Raw genomic sequence first — 16,224 nt, forward strand, 5'->3', positions numbered from 1 at the left:
AGAGCGTGCACGAAGCCGACTTGGTGTGTCGCCTCCGTTGGTGGAACCCTGTCTCCCGTTCGGCCGATCGTCAAGGGTCACCCCCCGTCCTGTAACCAAGTCCACGCCGGGCCGTGATGAGGGCGTGATCCAAGCACAAAGACTTTTGGATCATACACCCCCGAATCGGGCGAATTACCAGCTCATCGTAACGGTGTGATCACGCTCCGCTTTGGCTGAAGCACGCACAGAAGGAGGCCGTGGGCCAGCCACCACTTTACTTGATCGTTTCACTTTTAACAGTACCGTCCGGCCAGGTGTCACTGGTCACGGAGCGTGTTCAAACGTCGATGTCCACGACGATCGGCGCGTGGTCCGACGGACCCTTGCCCTTGCGTGCCTCGCGGTCGATGGTGGCGGTCTTGACGGCCGCCGCGATCGCCGGACTCGCGTAGAAGAGATCGATCCGCATGCCTTTGTCCTGATGGAACATGCCGGCGCGGTAGTCCCAGTATGTGAACGGGTTCGGGCCCTTCATCGGCGCGGGCACCACGTCGCGCAGCCCGGCGGCGAGCAGCGCGGCCAGGGCCTCCCGCTCGGGCGCCGTCACATGCGTGGCGCCGGCGAACGCCGCGGGGTCGAACACGTCGGCGTCGGTCGGCGCGACGTTGAAGTCCCCGCACACCACGAGCTGGTCCGTCCGGGTCAGCTCGTCCACCATGTGGGAGCGCAGGACGTCGAGCCAGCGCAGCTTGTACGTGTAGTGCGCCGACTCGGGGGTGCGGCCGTTCGGCACGTACACCGACCAGACCCGCACGCCGCCGCAGGTCGCGGAGACGGCCCGGGCCTCGATGCGGGGCGACTCGAACAGCCCTTCCTCGCCGGTCGGCTCGCCGCCCCAGCCGGGGTCGCCCTCGAAGCCCCGCACCACGTCGTCGAGGCCGACCCGCGACAGCAGGGCCACCCCGTTCCACCGGCCCTCACCGTGCGCGGCGACGGCGTAGCCGAGCGCGGCGACCTCCTCGGTGGGGAAGCCGTCCGCGCCGACCTTCGTCTCCTGCAGGCAGAGCACGTCAGGCCCGGTGGTCTCGAGCCAGTCGAGCAGCCGGGGGAGCCGGGCCTTGACCGAGTTGACGTTCCAGGTCGCGAGTCTCACCCGTCCCACAATGCCCTATCTCGATGAACTCGTCAGGCTCTTACTGGCTGCCCACCGCAAGCGGCGGGTCCCGCCGAGGGATTCTCATCCCCTGGAGCCCCCGGTGCGCCGCAAGCGGCACACTCAAGCTCTTACTGGCTGCCCCACCGCAAGCGGCGGGTCCCGCCGAGGGATTCTCATCCCCTGGAGCCCCCGGTGCGCCGCAAGCGGCACACTCAAGCTGATTCGCGCTTGATGAGCTCCGTCGGCAGCAACAGCACCGGCTCGATCTGCTCGCCGGCCGCCATCCGCAGCACCTGCCGGGCGACCGTGCGCCCGATGTCGGTGATCGGCTGCCGGACGGTGGTCAGCGGCGGCTCGGTGTCGCGGGCGAACTCCATGTCGTCGAACCCGACGACCGCCACGTCGTCGGGCACCCGGCGGCCGTTCTGCCGCAGGGCCCGCAGGGCGCCGTCCGCCATCGCGTCGGACGCGGCGAAGACGGCGTCGAGCTGCGGGTCGTCGGCGAGGAGCTGGCTCATGGCGAGCGCGCCGGACTGCCGGGTGAAGTCGCCGACCGCGACGATCGAGCGTCGGCTGGCGTCCTGCATCGCGGACCGGTACCCCTTGAGCCGGTCGATGCCGGCGCTCATGTCCTGCGGCCCGGCGATCGTCGCGACCCGGCGGCGGCCGGTGTCGAGCAGGTGGTGCACCGCGGCGCGGGCCGCGTCCTCGTTGTCGACGTCGACGTAGGGCACCTGCGACTGGGTGAGCAGCCGGCCGTTGCAGACCACCGGCACGCCCGCGCGGCTGAGCCGCTCCGGCAGCGGGTCCGCGCCGTGCATGGAGAAGATGATCGCGCCGTCGACGTGGCCACCGGTTGCGTAGCGCTCGACCCGGTCGTGGCTGGGGCCGGACGGCCCGACCATCATCAGCACGAGCTGCTTGTCGGCGGCCTCCAGCTCCAGGCTGACGCCGCGGATGACGGCGGCGAAGAAGGGGTCGTCGGAGAACACCCGGCTGGTCGTCTCCGAGGCGACGAGGGCGATCGAGTCGGTCCGCTGGGTCACCAGGCTGCGGGCCGCCTGGTTGGGCACGTACCCGAGGGCGTCGACGGCGTTGAGCACCTTGTCGCGGATGTGCGGCGCGACGGAGGTCGAGCCGTTGACCACGCGGGAGGCGGTGGCCCGCGAGACTCCGGCCCGTTGCGCGACGTTCTCCAGCGTGGGCCGATCCCGCCCCGACATCACCATCTGCGCTTTCCCCCATATCTGTCTGCCGGACCCATCATGACTGAAGTCGCCCGATGGTATGGCGCAGAAAAAGGACGGGCGACGAAGCATGCCGCTCCGCCGCCCGTCGCACCCTCACACCGGTTACACCCTGATCACGTTTCGCCTGGACGATCGGCTGGTCACCCTGGCCGCCAATCGGCCTGAGAGCGCTCTCAAGACACGATTCAGAGTGGCTCATGACTAGCGCATTGTCAATCGTAAAACCCCATGAAAGCGCTCTCTGGAATATGTTGTCGGAAACGCCAAATACCCCTATGCCGCCTGGCGTCGCCGGCAGGCTTCGACATGTGCCGCGACGACGGCGGTGGTGTTGGAACGCACACACGCGTCCGCACCCGCCTCGAGCACGTCGACGACCTCCTGGTGGTCGCTGTAAGGGCTCAGCACCACCACGATCGCCGACGACGGGTGCCGCAGGCACGCGGCGGTCACCGCCTTCGGGCCGGGGTCGTCGAGCACCACGATGTCCGGGTCCCGGCCGACCGGCTCGTCCGTCGTGCGGCGCAGCACCGTCCAGTCGTGGGGGAGGTACCGGGTCAGGTCCGTGAACCTCGCCCCGCCCGCGACGATCAGCACGGTGACGTGGTCGAGGCCGGAAGCGGAGCGCTGGGGGAGGGTCAAGATGTTCATGCCTCATTTATCGCCCGCGCGCCTGCCATTGGGCTCGACGCCCGCTGCGAAGAACCTGGCAGCCCGGCGCGGCGTAACCGGTCCACGGGCGCCGGCTCGTGAAAGGCTGGACAGGTGATCGTCTGGATCAATGGACCCTTCGGCGTCGGCAAGACGACCCTCACGAAGGAGCTGTGCCGCCGCGACCCGAAGGCACGCGCGTTCGATCCGGAGCGCATCGGCTGGGTCCTCAAGCGCACCGTCGGGCGGCTCAAGTCCGGCGACTACCAGGACCTCCCGGTCTGGCGTTCGGCCACGGTCACCGCCGCCGCGTGGCAGACCCGCGGCGCCGACCCGCTCATCGTGCCCATGACCGTGGTCCGCGCCCCGGTGCTCGCCGAGGTCTTCGACGGGCTGCGGTCCCGCGGTCACGAGGTGCGCCACCTGCTGCTCGACGTGTCCGCGCCGGTGCTCATCGACCGCGTCGAGCACGATGACGACGACGACCCGCAGGCGTGGCGCCTGGACCAGCTCGGTGCCTACCTCACCGCCCGGCGCGACCTGCGCGCCCACGCCGACGCCGTCCTGGACACCGACGACCTGGAGGCCGACGAGGTGGCCGACGACGCGGCGGCGATCATCGCCGCCTGGCGGTCCTGACCGGCCCCTCCTCGAAAGGGCCGGTCAGGATCGGTCAGGACCGGTCAGGACCGGTCAGTTCTTCTTGCTGGCGCTCGGGCTGGCGCTCGGCTTCGGGCTCTTGCTCGGCCCGGTCCCGCTGGGGCTCGGGTTCGGGTTGGGGTCCGGCGTCGGGTTGGCCGGGTCGACCGGGGTGCTCGGGGTCGGCGAGATGCCGGTGCCGACGTCCTTGTCGCCGACGCCCTTCGACGGCAGGAACGACACCTTCGGCATCTTCACCGCGGTCAGCGCCCCGTCGAGGAAGTCCCGCCAGACGGGTCCCGGCAGCTTGCCGCCGATGATGTTCTCGCCGTTCTTGAACTTGATGGGCATCTCTTTGTCCTTGTTGCCCACCCAGACGGCGGCGGCCAGGCCGGGGGAGTTCTTCGACTTGTCGTACGGGACGTAACCGGCCATCCACGCGTGCGCGTTGTCCCTGGTGTCGCCCAGCTGCCAGGTGCCCGTCTTGCCGGCGAGCTGGTAGCCGTGGGGAGCCGACAGGTTGTAGTGCTTCGGCACGCCCTGCAGGACCGTGGTCAGGTCGTCGGCCATCTGCTCGGTGAACCCCGCGATCCGCTGCGGCTTGAGCACCTCGGCGAACACGCGGTTGTCGCCCTGCCACACCTCCTTCAGGAAGTGGGTCTTCGCGGCCATGCCCCGGGCGGCGAAGGTGGCCATGCCGCCGGCGTGGTCCAGGACGGTGATCGGGTACTGGCCGAAGCCGATCTCGTTGTCGAACAGCTTCCCGCCGACGTCCGTGCCCTTGAGCTTGAGCAGGTCCTGGCGCTGCGCCTCGAACTTGCCGTCGACCTTGACGGTGGCCCACATCCCGGTGAGGCCGGCGGCCCGCGCCGTGTCGATGACCTTGTCGGGGCCGAGCATCATCGCGATCTCGAAGAACGGGACGTTGAGCGAGTCGACCGTGATCTCCTCGAGGGTGCACCACGTGCCGGAGCCCGACTTGCAGTGCGGGATGGTGCCCTCGGTCGCGTTCTTGACCTGGTTCTTGTTCGCCGCGGTGCGGCTGCCCATGTCGTGCGGCACGCCGTTCCAGTGGGAGCCGATGGTGTAGCCGGCCATCAGCGCCGTCGCGAGGGTGTAGACCTTGAAGGTCGAGCCCGGCGGGTGGCCGCCGCAGCAGCTCGGCTTGCCGTCGCCGAGCACCGGATCCATGTAGTAGCCGGCGTAGTCGTTGCCGGAGCCCTTGTCGCCGCCGTAGTACGCCTTGACCGCGCCGGTCCCGGGCTCGACCGCGACCAGGGCGGCCTGCAGGTTGTCCCGCTGGTTGAACATGTTGGAGTCTTTGCTCTGCGTGCTCGCCTCCTGCACCGCGACCTTCTGGATGCGCGAGTCGAGCGTGCTGACGATCTTCAGGCCGCCGTTGCGGACCCTGTCGAAGTTCTTCGCGCCCTGCGGGTCGACGTCCTCGTACAGCAGCGCCCCGGTCGCCGGGTCGGTCAGCGCCGCGACCTCCTGCAGCACGTGGTGCACCGCGAGGCCCTCGGGGTTGTTCAGGCCGGTGTTGGCGGTGGCGTTGTTGGCCCGGTTCTGCGCCTGCGTGATGGGCGTCGGCAGCTTCAGCTGCTGCGCCTCGGCCTCGGGCATGAACTTCAGGGCCACCATCTGCTTGCGGATGTAGTCGAAGCGGCCCTGCGCCTCGGCCTGGTTGACCGTCGGGTCGAACGGGCTGCCCTTCTCCTTGTCGCCGTTCGGGTTCTTGATGATCCCGGCGATCACCATGCCCTCGGCGACGGTCAGTTCCTTGACGGGCTTGTTGAAGTAGGCGTACGCCGCCGCCTGGATGCCGTCCGCGCCGCGACCGAAGTAGATGATGTTGAGGTACATCGTCATGATCTGGTCTTTGGTGTACTGCTGGTTGAGCTTCGTCGCGATGATCGCCTCGCGGACCTTCCGGCCGTACGTGACGCCCTCGAGGGTGGCCCACTTACGGGCGTACTGCTGGCTGATCGTCGAGGCGCCCTGCAGCTCACCGCCCTTGATGTTGTTCCACGCGGCGCGGGCGACGCCCCAGTAGTCGACGCCGTCGTTGGTGTAGAAGGTGTTGTCCTCCGCCGCGACGACGGCCTGCTGCACGTGCTTCGGGATGTCCTCGAACTTGACGATCGTGCGGTTGCGCCCGATGCGAGCCATCAGCGGTCCGTCGGCGTAGTAGATCGACGTCGACTGCTCCAGGGCGAGGTTTTCCGGCAACTCCACCTGGTCGAAGTAGTAGGTGCCGGCCACCATGCCGATGCCGGTGATCATGATGAACGCGGCGAGCGCGGCGATGAGGATGTTGCGCCGGCGCCGCTTCTTCGCGCGGGCACCGGGGGCGGGCCGCCCTTCGGGGGCGTCGGGGACGGCGGCGGACGGCGGCGCCATCCGCGCCGACGACGGCACCGAGGCCCGCGCGGACGCCGAGCCGAACGCCGCCCCGGAGGTCGGCACCGACGCCGACCCGGTGACCGGCCCGGTCACCGGCACGGCGGCCCGGACCGGCCCCCCGACAGGGCCGCCGACAGGCCCACCCACGGAGGCGCGCCCGGTCGGCGGCTCCGCGGGCGGCGGCGGGACGCTCGCGCGCCCCGCCTGAGGCGGCGGACCCGGGACGCTCGCGCGCCCGGCCTGCGGCGGCGGGCCCGGAACGCTCGCCCTGCCCGCCGGCGGGTTGCCCGGCTCACCGCCGTAGTGCATCTGTCCCACGCTGTGTTGCCCCCAAGTCTGTGCGTCCGGCGGCGGCGCGGCGGGGTTGCCGCGACTCGCTCGGCCATCGGGCAGGTCTCGGGACGGGGTCACCCCGTCGCCGCTGCCTGGAGCCGGCCCTGTAGCTGCACCGCAGCGCGTCCCGGCGGGTGGTGCCACCCATGGAACTCACACTGCGTCATCGGCGACGCCGGCAAGTCCACAACCCGTCCCTGGGTACGCATGGCCAGAGCGTACGTCCTTCCGCCATCGAGGGCGATCCCGCTCACCTTCCGTGACGGGCGGGGTGACGCTATGGAGGCGGGTTCCCGACGCACCGGACCGGCCGGCGGGCGGTGCGCGGCAGATACCATTGCCCGGTCCGTGGATGGCGCGGGCGCGAAAGCTAGGAGACCCCGCGTGAACGTCGAAGCGCTGCGCTTCCCCGGCCGGGAGTTCGACCCGTCGACCGGTGTCGCCCGCTTCCACTATGCGCTCGGTGACCTCGTGCTCACCGAGACCGTCGACTTCGGGCCGCCGTCGGTGCTCCACCCGGCCCTCGACCGGGTCCTGGACCTTCTCTACGTCGCGGCGTCCACGTCGTACTACAAGATCGCCGCGCCGCGGAAGGTGGAGCTCGGGTTCCCGGTCGCCGAGAAGGCCTGGGCGTGGGTGACGGCGCTGTTCCGCGAGGGCCTCGGCGAGTTCGCGTACCAGAACAAGCTCGACTACGTGCTGGACCTGGAGATCGTCCCCGGCCCGTGGGCCGAGCCGCCGGCGGAGACCCACGAGCCGTCCGGCCCGCCCCTGGCGGCGGTCGGCGGCGGCAAGGACTCGATCGTCACGATGGAGGCGCTGCAGCGGGCGGGGCTCGACCCGGTGCTGTTCGCGGTCAACCCCAACCCGATCATCCGCAGCGTCATGGCCGTGTCACCGCAGCCCGTCCGCGCCGTCCGCCGCACCCTCGACCCGAGGATGCGGGAGCTGAACGCCGCCGGCGCGTACAACGGCCACATCCCGGTCACGGCCATCAACTCGCTGATCGCCGTCGCCGCCTCACTCATGCACGGGCTCGGCCCGGTCGTCATGTCCAACGAGTCCTCGGCCTCGGTGCCCAACCTCAGCTGGCTCGGCCGCGACATCAACCACCAGTGGTCCAAGGGCCTGCCGGCCGAGGCGCACCTGCGCGACGCCCTGCTCGCGCACGCCGGCCTGCAGGAGGCGTACTTCTCGCTGCTGCGCGGGCTGTCGGAGCTGCACATCGCGGCGCTCTTCGCGAAGTTCACCGCCTACGACGCGGTCGTGACCAGCTGCAACGCGGCGTTCAAGCAGCGCGACGCGACCGACCGGTGGTGCGGGCACTGCCCCAAGTGCCGGTTCGTCTTCCTCGCCATGGCCCCGTTCACCGGCCGCGAGCGCCTGCTCGGCATCTTCGGCACCGACATCTTCGCCGATCCGACGCAGCTGCCGGGGTACCGGGAGCTGATGGGCCTCACCGCGCACAAGCCGTTCGAGTGCGTGGGCGAGATCGAGGAGTCCCTCGTGGCGCTGCGCCTCCTCGCGGAGCAGGACGAGTGGAAGGACACCCTGATCGTGTCCGCGCTGACCACCGAGGTGCGGGCGGGAGCGGGGCTGCCGTCCGACGCCGAGGTCGAGGCCACGTTCCGCGGCGACGGACCCAACCTGGTCCCGCCGGTCTACCTCGCCGCCCTGGAGGGTCTCGGTGCAGCTCGCTGACCTGCGCGACCGGCGCGTCGCCGTCTGGGGCACCGGCCGCGAGGGCGTCGCCGCCGTCCGCGCCATCGCCGCCGCCGGCCCCGCGTCGCTGGTCGCCGTCGACGACCGGCAGAACTTCCTCACCAAGGACTGGTCGCCGGAGCTCGCCGCGCTCGCGCCGCTGCACGCCGGGCCCTCCGGGTTCGACGCGCTGCGCGCCGCCGACGTCGTCGTCCGCTCGCCCGGCGTCGCGCAGACCCACCCGTGGATGGTCCAGCTGCGCGCCGCCGGCACGCGGGTCACCGGCGGCACCGCCCTGTGGATGGCCGCCCACCGCGACGTGACCATCGGCGTCACCGGCAGCAAGGGCAAGAGCACCACGAGCAGCCTCGTCAGCCATCTGCTGGCCGCCGCCGGTGCGCCCAACGAGCTCGGCGGCAACATCGGCATCCCCGTGCTGGACCTGCCGCCCGCGCCCGCCTACGTGCTGGAGCTCTCGGCGTACCAGTGCGCCGACCTCGACGACTCGCCCCGTGTCGCGGCCGTCACGTCACTGTTCCCGGAGCACCTCGACTGGACCGGCGGCGAGGACGAGTACTACCGGGTCAAGCTCAACCTCGTCGCCAACGGCCCGTCCGCGGTCGTGGTGCACGCCGGCTCCACGTCCGTCCTGTCGGAGCTGGCCCGTCGCTTCACGGACCTGCCGCTGCACGTCGTCGGCGGCCCCGACTCGTTCCACCTGGCCGGCGGCGTGTTCAGGCTCGGCGGCACCCCGCTCTTCCCCCGCACCGCCCTGCGCCTGCTCGGCTCCCACAACGAGGCCAACCTGTGCGTCGCCCTCGGCGTCCTGCAGGCCTACGGCGTCGACGTGGCCGCCACGGCGCCGCTGCTGGAGGCGGCCCTCGCCGGTTTCGCCGGCCTGCCGCACCGCCTGGAGCGCATCGAGGACCCGTCGGGCCTCACGTTCGTCGACGACTCGCTGTCCACGATCCCGCAGGCCGCGATCCACGCGATCGAGGCCTTCCGCGGCCGCCCGCTCACGGTCCTGCTGGGCGGCGAGGACCGCGGCGTGGACTACTCGCCGCTGCGCGAGTACTTCGCCGCGGCGACGACCCCGACCACGGTGATCGGCATGCCCGACAGTGGCGCCCGCCTCGTCGGCCTCCTCGCGGACCTGCCCCTCGTCACGACCCACGTCGCCGACAGCCTCGAGGAGGCGGTCACCCTGTCCCGCAAGGTGACCCCGGCCGGCGGGGTCGTGCTGATGTCGCCGGCGGCCCCCAGCTACGGCCGCTTCGACAACTACGCCCACCGCTCCAAGGTCTTCCGCCAGGCGATCACCGACTCCGCCCCGTAGCGCTCAGCGGAAGGCGGCCATGACCTCGGCCATCGGGGCCAGGCACTCGGGGTCGGGGAGGCGGACCATCGCCTCGCGGACACCCGCGTCCGCCAGCTGACGGAAGCGGCCGACGTGGTCGGCGACGGTGCCGGCGTTGACCTCCCGGGCGTAGGCCTCTCGTGACCTGCGGCCGCGGCGGCGCTCGACGAGGTCGGCGAGGTGGCGGTCGTCGGCGGCGACGAGCGCCGTGCCCAGGTGGGTGAGGCGGGTGTCCGGGTTGTACCCGTGCAGCACGGACGCCTTGCGGCGCACGGTGGCGAGGTCACCCATGACGTTGGCGGCGTCGGCGTAGGTGGCGGCGAGCCGCAGCGTGCGCCGTTCGCCGTTGCCGCCGACGATGATCGGCAGCCGCTCCTGTACGGGCCGCGGGTAGCACAGCGCCTCCGGCACCGTCAGGGCCTGTCCCTCGAACCCGGGGCTGCCCTTGCCCCACAGCAGCGGCAGCACCCGCAGCGCGTCCGCGACGAACGCCTCGGGCACCGTGCGCGCCGGCGTCTCCGATGTCGGTCGCTCCAGGTGTACGGCGTCGAACCCCTCCGACGCGAGCGCGTCCCTCGTCGAGGCCCAGGTGCGGAGCTGGGCGGTGAGGACGCCGGCCGGGATCCGTTTCGTGGCCCGGTCCCGGTTCCTGGCGCGGCACTGCGCGGCGGGCGTGTCGAACGCGACCGCCACCACCGGCAGCCCGTGCTCCCGCGCCGCGGCGATCCAGCCCGCCCGCCGCTGGGCGTCCAGGCCGAGCGTGTCGATGACGGTGGTCAGCCGTCGCCGCATCCGCTGCGCCACGACCGTGTCGAGCAGCGCGAACGCGTCGGCGCTGGCGGTGATGTCGTCCTCGCCGGCGCCGACGAGCGCGCGGAGCCGGTCGCTGCTGACGATCCGGTCGGCGGCGAAGCGCGCCTCGGCCCACGTCGACTTCCCGGCCCCGCCCGGCCCGACGAGCACGACCACGCAGGGCTCGGGCAGCGTCAGCGTCACGGCAGCCGCTTCGTGCCGAGGTTGCGGACCGAGACGCGCAGCGGGGTCTTGCTCGACACGTTGAGGAAGCAGTGGGCGGTGCGGTCGCCGAGGGCCCACTGGTTGGCGGTCAGGCCGGTCCAGAACGTGTAGATGTCGGCCCGCTGGAACAGCTGCGTCTGCGAGAGCCCGAGGAACTGGGCGATCTTCAGGTAGCAGGCGTCGCCGGCGAGCTCCTTGAGCTTCTGCTGCGACGGGTACCCGCCGGCGGGGGCCGTCCAGGCGCCGACGAACTCGGTGTCGTGCGGGGCGTCGCAGGCCACCGGCTTGACCGCGTCGACGGTGCCGTAGAAGCCCTTGGCGTCGAGGTTGCCGCCGGAGAGCTGGACGCAGGCCAGCGCGAGCGGGCCCGTGCCGGCGCTCAGGCCGCCCTTGACGCTGCCGGTCCGCTCCTGCGGCGCGAAGAGGTCGTCGGACGCCTCGGCGATCCCGCACAGGTACCGGCGGCCGCCCGCCTGCCACGTCGCCGCCGCGGGCATGCGGAAGACGGGGAACAGCCGTCCGGTGCGCCAGTCGCCGCCGAGGTAGGCGGTGGCGGCCTTGTCGCACTCGGCGTACGCGGCGCGGCTCGGGTCGCTGTCCCAGGCGGGCGGCGCGGGCGCGTCGGGGACGGTGCCGCCGCCGACGACCTCGACGGCGTGCGGCTCGGCGCAGTCGACGGCCCGCAGCGGCGACGCCGACGGCTCGAACGCGGCCACGGCCCCCTGCAGGCACGACCCCTGGGCCGGCGGGGAGTAGGAGGCGGCGGGCAGAGCCGGCCAGCCGTTGGTGAGGTCGCCGTCGGTGCCGGCGGGGGTGCCGCAGCCGGCGAGCGCGCCGGCCACGCACAGGATCGCGACCGTGACCCGCCGACCGCGCCGCACGGTCAGCCGCCGACGATCTCGGAGGTCTTGTCGCCGCCGGGCTCCTCCCGCAGGAAGTAGACGGCGCCGGCGGCGCCCGCCAGGCACAGCACCAGCAGCGTCGCGACGATGATGATCAGTGGGACGACAAGCTTGTCCCGCGCCGGCTGCGGCGGCGCCGCCCCGAACGACTGGGGTGCCCCGTACGGTTGCTGAGCGCCGAACGGTTGCGGGGCCCCGGGCGGTTGCGCCCCGAACGACTGCGGCGGCCCGAACGACTGCGGCGCGCCCGACGGCGGCGGGGTGCCGAACGGTGGCGGCGTGCCCGGCGGCTGGGCGGCGCCAAATGGTTGGGGTGCCCCGGACGGTGGTGGCGTGGCCGGTGGTTGAGCGGCACCGGGCGGTGTCCCGAACGGCTGCGGCGCCCCGAATGGTTGCGGCGCCCCGAACGGCTGCGGTGCACCGAACGGCTGCGGCGTGCCGAACGCGTGGACCGCGGCCGGCAGCTGCGGCCCACCGGGCTGGGGCGCCCCGGACGACGGTTGCGCCCCGGACGGGGGAGTCGGTGGGGCGCTCGTCGGCTGGGCGTCGTGCGGTCCGGCCGGGCCGGGCGGCGACGGCTCCGGCTGGTGCGGCGGTTGCGGACCGGTCATGCCCGCGACCCTACCCGAACGTGAACGGCGCTACCGGTACCAGCTGCGCAATGCGGACAGCAGATCGCGGCCGCCCAGTGCCGGTGGCGGCGTCGGCAGCTGGCGCAGCAGCAGGTCCCGGCCCGTGACGGCGCCGGGCTCGGGCTCCGCGAGCGGCACCGGTGGATACCAGAAGCGCTCCGGCTCCACCTCCGGCTCGGCCATGTCGGCGAGGACCCTGGCCGCCCCCGTCAGCACCGGCTCCGCCGGCCCGGTGGCCGCGACCGTCGCCGCGGCCGTGCCCGTGCGCAGGGCGCGCAGGTTGGCCAGCAGCGTCTCCCGGCCGCGGCCGCGCCACAGCAGGATCTGGAACGGGTCGGCGTCGAAGCGCTCCGCGAGGAGGTAGAACGCGGCCGCGAGGTGCTTGCACGGCACGGCGGCGTCGGGGCAGGAGCAGCGCATCGCCAGGTCGTACACGCGGCTGGGGAAGAGCGGCGCGTCGGCATCGGCGAACACGTCCTCGACGTGCGGCGGCAGCTCGCCGGCGAGGAGCTTCGCGGCGCCGAGGGCCTCCGCGGCCAGGGCGGCCTCGACCCGGCCCCACACGTCGTCGCCGAACACCTGCAGCGCGATGCTCACCTGGTACGGCGTGGGCCGCGACCCCTGCACGACCGCCGCGACCTCGCCGGGCTCGACGGTCAGCGACAGGACCTGCCCGGCGCGGGCGTAGTTGCGGCCGCGGGTGAGGCGGGTGCCGAGCGCGAACGACTCGAGGACGGCGAGGAAGCGCTTGCTCCACCAGCTCTCGCCGATGTCGCCGCGCGTGCTGCGGGCCCGGAGCCCGCCCTCGACCTTGACGGTCCGTGATCCCCAGTACTCCGGGGTCGTCATGCGCGCAGCGCCTCCAGGCCGGGCTTGACGGCGCGGGCGACGAACTCGACGACGTCGTAGGCGACGAGGTTCTTCTGCATGAACGGGTCGAGCGACAGCCGCGCCTCCAGCTCCGGGCGGGGGACGCCGGCGGCGAGGATGACGCCGCCCTCACGGGGGACCCGCGGCCCGGAGGCGAGGAAGATGCCGTCGTCGTACTGGGCGTCGACCCACTCGCGGTGCGCGGGCATCGCCTCGTCGATCTGCTCGACGTCGACCAGGTAGCTGAGCGTGATCACGAACACCGGTGCAGTCTACGGGCTACTCGACGACCGCCCCGGCCTCCAGGGCCAGCAGCGAGCGCAGCTCGGCGGTGGACAGCTCGGTCAGCCACTGCTCGCCGGTGCCGACGATCTTCGCGGCGAGGCCGCGCTTCTCGGTGATCATCGCGGCGATCTTCTCCTCGACCGTGCCGGCGGTGACGAACTTGCGGACCTGCACGGCGCGGCGCTGCCCGATGCGGAACGCGCGGTCGGTCGCCTGGTCCTCGACGGCGGGGTTCCACCAGCGGTCGACGTGCACGACGTGGTTGGCGGCGGTGAGGGTCAGGCCCGTCCCGCCGGCCTTCAGCGACAGCACGAAGACCGGCGGCGACGACGGCGTCGCGGCCTGGAAGCGGGCGACGAGCGCGTCCCGGGCCGGCTTGTCGAGGCCGCCGTGCAGGTACGCGACCTCGCGGCCGAGCCGGGCGGACAGGTGCGCCCGGAGCATGCCGCCGAACTCCGCGTACTGGGTGAAGACGAGGGCGCGCTCGCCGGCGGCGAGGACCTCGTCGAGGATCTCCTCCAGGCGCTGCAGCTTGCCGCTGCGTCCGGCGAGGCGGCTGCCGTCGCGCATCGCGTGCGCCGGGTGGTTGCAGATCTGCTTGAGGCGGGTCATGGTCGCCAGGACCAGGCCGCGCCGGGCGACGCCCTCACTGCGCTCGATCTTGCCGAGCATCTCGTCGACGACGGCCTGGTAGAGCGACGCCTGCTCGCGGGTGAGGTTGCACAGCACCTCCATCTCCAGCTTCTCCGGCAGGTCGGAGATGATGGTGCGGTCGGTCTTGAGCCGGCGCAGCACGAAGGGCTGGGTGATGCGGCGCAGCCGGGCGGCGGCGTCGGCGTCCCCGCGGCGCTCGACGGGCTCGGCGAAGCGTTCGCGGAACTTCGTGGCGCTGCCGAGCAGCCCCGGGTTGGCGAAGTCCATGATCGACCACAGGTCGGCGAGCCGGTTCTCCACCGGGGTGCCGGTGACCGCGATGCGGTGCCGGGCCGGCAGCCCGCGGACCGCGACGGCCTGCTTGGTGGCGGCGTTCTTCACCGCCTGCGCCTCGTCGAGCACGAGCCGGTGCCACGACAGCGACTTCAGCGCGGCCGCGTCGCGGGCGGCGATCGAGTAGGTGGTGATGACGAGGTCCGACGCGGCGACGGCGGCGCGGAAGTCGGCGCCTCGGGCGCGCTCGGCGCCGTGGTGGACGTGCACCCGCAGGGCCGGCGCGAACTTCGCCGCCTCCCGCTGCCAGTTGCCGACCAGCGACATCGGGCAGATCAGCAGCGTCGGGCCGGGCGCGTCGCCGGCGAGCAGGGCGAGGAGCTGGACGGTCTTGCCCAGGCCCATGTCGTCGGCGAGGATGCCGCCGAGCCCGGCCGATTCGAGGAAGCTGAGCCAGCTGAGGCCGCGCAGCTGGTACGGGCGGAGGCTGCCCTCGAACCGCTCGGGCGGCGACGCGGCCGGGACCCGCACCTCGGTGTCGCCGGACAGCAGGTCGCCGAGCCATCCGTCGGCGGTCACCTCGACCGGCAGGCCGCCGGGGCCCTCGGCGTCGCCGCCGGCGAGGTGCAGCAGGTCGGCGACGGTCATCTCGGCGTCTTCAGCCTGCCGCCGCATGATCTCGAGGCCGGCGGCGAGGCGGCGCTGGTCGAGCTCGACCCATTCGCCGCGCAGCCGCACGAGGGGCGCCTTCGAGTCGGCGAGCCGGCGCATCTCCTCGCCGGTGAGCGGGTCGCCGCCGATGGCGAGCTCCCACCGGTAGTCGACGACGGAGCCGAGCCCGACGGCGCTCTTCGTCGCGACGGTGCCGGGCTGGGTCGTGGACGGGCTGCTGGCGGTGAGCCGGGCGCCGAGCCTGGCCTGGGGCTTGCGCCACCAGCCGGGCAGCAGCACCCCGAACCCGGCGGCCGACAGCAGCGGCGCGTGCTCGCTGAGCAGCTGGTGCGCGCCGGCGGTGTCGAGGGTGAGCGCGGCTGGCCGGGCCGCGCGCAGCGAGTCCTCCAGGGCCGGGTACAGACGGCTGGCCCGGCCGAGCTCGGTGAGCAGCGTCTCCTGCGGGGCGGGGACCTGCCACTGGGACAGCTCGATCGGGCCGGGCGACTGCCAGACGGTGGCGGCGTCGACGACGAGGCTGGGCTCGTCGGCGGCCTGCAGCGCGAACTCCAGGCGCCACTGCGGCTCCTCGTCGTCGTCCAGGTCGAGGCGGGCGTACTCGATGGTGCCGGGGTCGGGGGGTGCGGCGAGCCGGAAGCAGGCCCGGACCGCGCCGCCGACCGCGTCGGCCTGCCATGCCCGCAGGTCGTCGCCCAGGGCGTCGAGCTCGGCCGGGGACCCTTCGACGGCACGGTCCGTGCCGGTGAGCGCGGTGAGCCAGGCGCCGGCGACGCCGGTGAGCCGGTGGGTGGCGGGCGGGAGCACGGCGCGGGCGGCGGCGTCGACGAGTGTGTCGAGCACCTCGGTGAGCAGCGCCGCCCGGGAGGGCGCGCCGCCGAGCACGGCCTGCGGCAGCGACAGCGCCAGGGAGCGCGTGTATGCGGCGTCCCGGCCGGTCAGCACCGGGACCCACCGGGCCTCGGCGCCGGTCAGCCCCGGCAGCATGCGGCCGCGGCGGACCAGGGAGCCGGCGAAGGCGGCCACCGTGGCCAGGGCGCGGATGGTCTCGCCGAAGACGAAGTCGTCGTCGCCGTCGTCGCCGGTGATCGCCACGAGGCTGGAGCGCAGGAGGGCGTAGGCGTCGTCCGCGTCGTACTCGATCGTGTCGACGGTCCACTCGCTGAGCCGGAGCGGGGCGTCGGCGGGCGGGAGCCGCACCGACGCGGCGGGCGACGGCTCGGGCAGGTCGCCGCGGGTGGGGAGGGTGAGCGTGCGGGTCGCCTGGAGGCCGGTGTCCTCGTCGAGGCGGAGGCCGCGGACGGCGAACGGGTGCGCGGGGATCCTCGGCCGGCGCCCCCGCCGCGGTGCGGGCGGCGTGTCGGTGTCCTCGGCCCAGAGGCAGAGGCGGCCGTCGAGCCAGGCTGCGTGCACGACGATCACCCTGCGATCACCTCAGGGAGCCTAGCCC

The 16,224-nt window shown here is 72.9% G+C and carries 13 protein-coding genes; 3 read left to right on the forward strand and 10 right to left on the reverse strand.

Annotated elements, in window-relative coordinates; genetic code table 11:
* Positions 1–319 precede the first annotated feature (319 nt).
* From ABZ321_RS19350 to ABZ321_RS19360, 3 genes are all read right to left on the reverse strand, one after another.
* On the reverse strand, positions 320–1,135 hold the full coding sequence (locus ABZ321_RS19350) for an exodeoxyribonuclease III (protein WP_344502778.1): 816 nt from the start codon (positions 1,133–1,135) through the stop codon (positions 320–322).
* A 215-nt stretch (positions 1,136–1,350) separates the two neighbouring features.
* Positions 1,351–2,361, reverse strand: coding sequence for a LacI family DNA-binding transcriptional regulator (locus ABZ321_RS19355; RefSeq protein ID WP_344502777.1), 1,011 nt, complete (start codon positions 2,359–2,361; stop codon positions 1,351–1,353).
* A gap of 300 nt (positions 2,362–2,661) precedes the next feature.
* Positions 2,662–3,039, reverse strand: coding sequence for a hypothetical protein (locus tag ABZ321_RS19360; RefSeq protein ID WP_344502776.1), 378 nt, complete (start codon positions 3,037–3,039; stop codon positions 2,662–2,664).
* A 114-nt stretch (positions 3,040–3,153) separates the two neighbouring features.
* On the opposite strand from ABZ321_RS19360, the gene ABZ321_RS19365 reads away from it, so the two are divergent.
* Positions 3,154–3,678 carry an AAA family ATPase gene (locus ABZ321_RS19365; RefSeq protein ID WP_344502775.1) on the forward strand — a complete coding sequence of 175 codons (525 nt, stop codon included), beginning with the start codon at positions 3,154–3,156 and terminating at the stop codon, positions 3,676–3,678.
* Positions 3,679–3,732: 54 nt separating this feature from the next.
* Here the strand turns inward: ABZ321_RS19365 and ABZ321_RS19370 are convergent, their stop codons facing one another.
* Positions 3,733–6,390 carry a transglycosylase domain-containing protein gene (locus ABZ321_RS19370; protein ID WP_344502774.1) on the reverse strand — a complete coding sequence of 886 codons (2,658 nt, stop codon included), beginning with the start codon at positions 6,388–6,390 and terminating at the stop codon, positions 3,733–3,735.
* 408 nt (positions 6,391–6,798) lie between these two features.
* Here ABZ321_RS19370 and ABZ321_RS19375 point away from each other — a divergent pair, with 408 nt between their 5' ends.
* Both ABZ321_RS19375 and murD read left to right on the forward strand, forming a co-directional pair.
* Positions 6,799–8,115 (forward strand): hypothetical protein, encoded by a 1,317-nt coding sequence (locus ABZ321_RS19375; protein WP_344502773.1) that lies wholly within the window; start codon positions 6,799–6,801, stop codon positions 8,113–8,115.
* A complete protein-coding gene (gene murD / locus ABZ321_RS19380; protein WP_354892898.1) occupies positions 8,102–9,451 on the forward strand; it encodes a UDP-N-acetylmuramoyl-L-alanine--D-glutamate ligase in 1,350 nt (449 codons plus the stop codon). Before ABZ321_RS19375 ends, murD begins: the two co-directional genes overlap by 14 nt.
* Positions 9,452–9,454: 3 nt before the next feature.
* Here murD and ABZ321_RS19385 read toward each other — a convergent pair whose 3' ends face one another.
* From ABZ321_RS19385 to ABZ321_RS19410, 6 genes are read right to left on the reverse strand one after another with little or no spacing between them, the layout of a single operon-like run.
* Positions 9,455–10,468 carry an LLM class flavin-dependent oxidoreductase gene (locus tag ABZ321_RS19385; RefSeq protein WP_354892900.1) on the reverse strand — a complete coding sequence of 338 codons (1,014 nt, stop codon included), beginning with the start codon at positions 10,466–10,468 and terminating at the stop codon, positions 9,455–9,457.
* Entirely contained in the window at positions 10,465–11,370 is a 906-nt protein-coding gene (locus tag ABZ321_RS19390) for a septum formation family protein (RefSeq protein ID WP_354892903.1), read from the reverse strand. Before ABZ321_RS19390 ends, ABZ321_RS19385 begins: the two co-directional genes overlap by 4 nt.
* A gap of 2 nt (positions 11,371–11,372) precedes the next feature.
* Positions 11,373–12,002 (reverse strand): hypothetical protein, encoded by a 630-nt coding sequence (locus ABZ321_RS19395; RefSeq protein WP_354892906.1) that lies wholly within the window; start codon positions 12,000–12,002, stop codon positions 11,373–11,375.
* 30 nt (positions 12,003–12,032) lie between these two features.
* Positions 12,033–12,872 (reverse strand): SWIM zinc finger family protein, encoded by an 840-nt coding sequence (locus ABZ321_RS19400; protein WP_354892909.1) that lies wholly within the window; start codon positions 12,870–12,872, stop codon positions 12,033–12,035.
* Positions 12,869–13,156: a YciI family protein gene (locus tag ABZ321_RS19405; protein ID WP_344502766.1), complete on the reverse strand. Its 288-nt coding sequence runs from the start codon at positions 13,154–13,156 to the stop codon at positions 12,869–12,871. Before ABZ321_RS19405 ends, ABZ321_RS19400 begins: the two co-directional genes overlap by 4 nt.
* 16 nt (positions 13,157–13,172) lie before the next feature.
* Complete coding sequence (locus tag ABZ321_RS19410) at positions 13,173–16,196, reverse strand: DEAD/DEAH box helicase (RefSeq protein ID WP_354892912.1); 3,024 nt, start codon at positions 16,194–16,196, stop codon at positions 13,173–13,175.
* Positions 16,197–16,224 lie beyond the last annotated feature (28 nt).

The sequence above is a fragment of the Dactylosporangium sp. NPDC006015 genome (genome assembly GCF_040614215.1).
Classification (GTDB): Bacteria; Actinomycetota; Actinomycetes; order Mycobacteriales; family Micromonosporaceae; genus Dactylosporangium; species Dactylosporangium maewongense.

Coding starts and splice junctions, on each gene's coding strand:
- ABZ321_RS19370 (WP_344502774.1), bottom strand. CDS start 6,390: ATGCACTACGGCGGTGAGCCGGGCAACCCGCCGGCGGGCAGGGCGAGC.
- ABZ321_RS19355 (WP_344502777.1), bottom strand. CDS start 2,361: ATGTCGGGGCGGGATCGGCCCACGCTGGAGAACGTCGCGCAACGGGCC.
- ABZ321_RS19395 (WP_354892906.1), bottom strand. CDS start 12,002: ATGACCGGTCCGCAACCGCCGCACCAGCCGGAGCCGTCGCCGCCCGGC.
- ABZ321_RS19360 (WP_344502776.1), bottom strand. CDS start 3,039: ATGAACATCTTGACCCTCCCCCAGCGCTCCGCTTCCGGCCTCGACCAC.
- ABZ321_RS19400 (WP_354892909.1), bottom strand. CDS start 12,872: ATGACGACCCCGGAGTACTGGGGATCACGGACCGTCAAGGTCGAGGGC.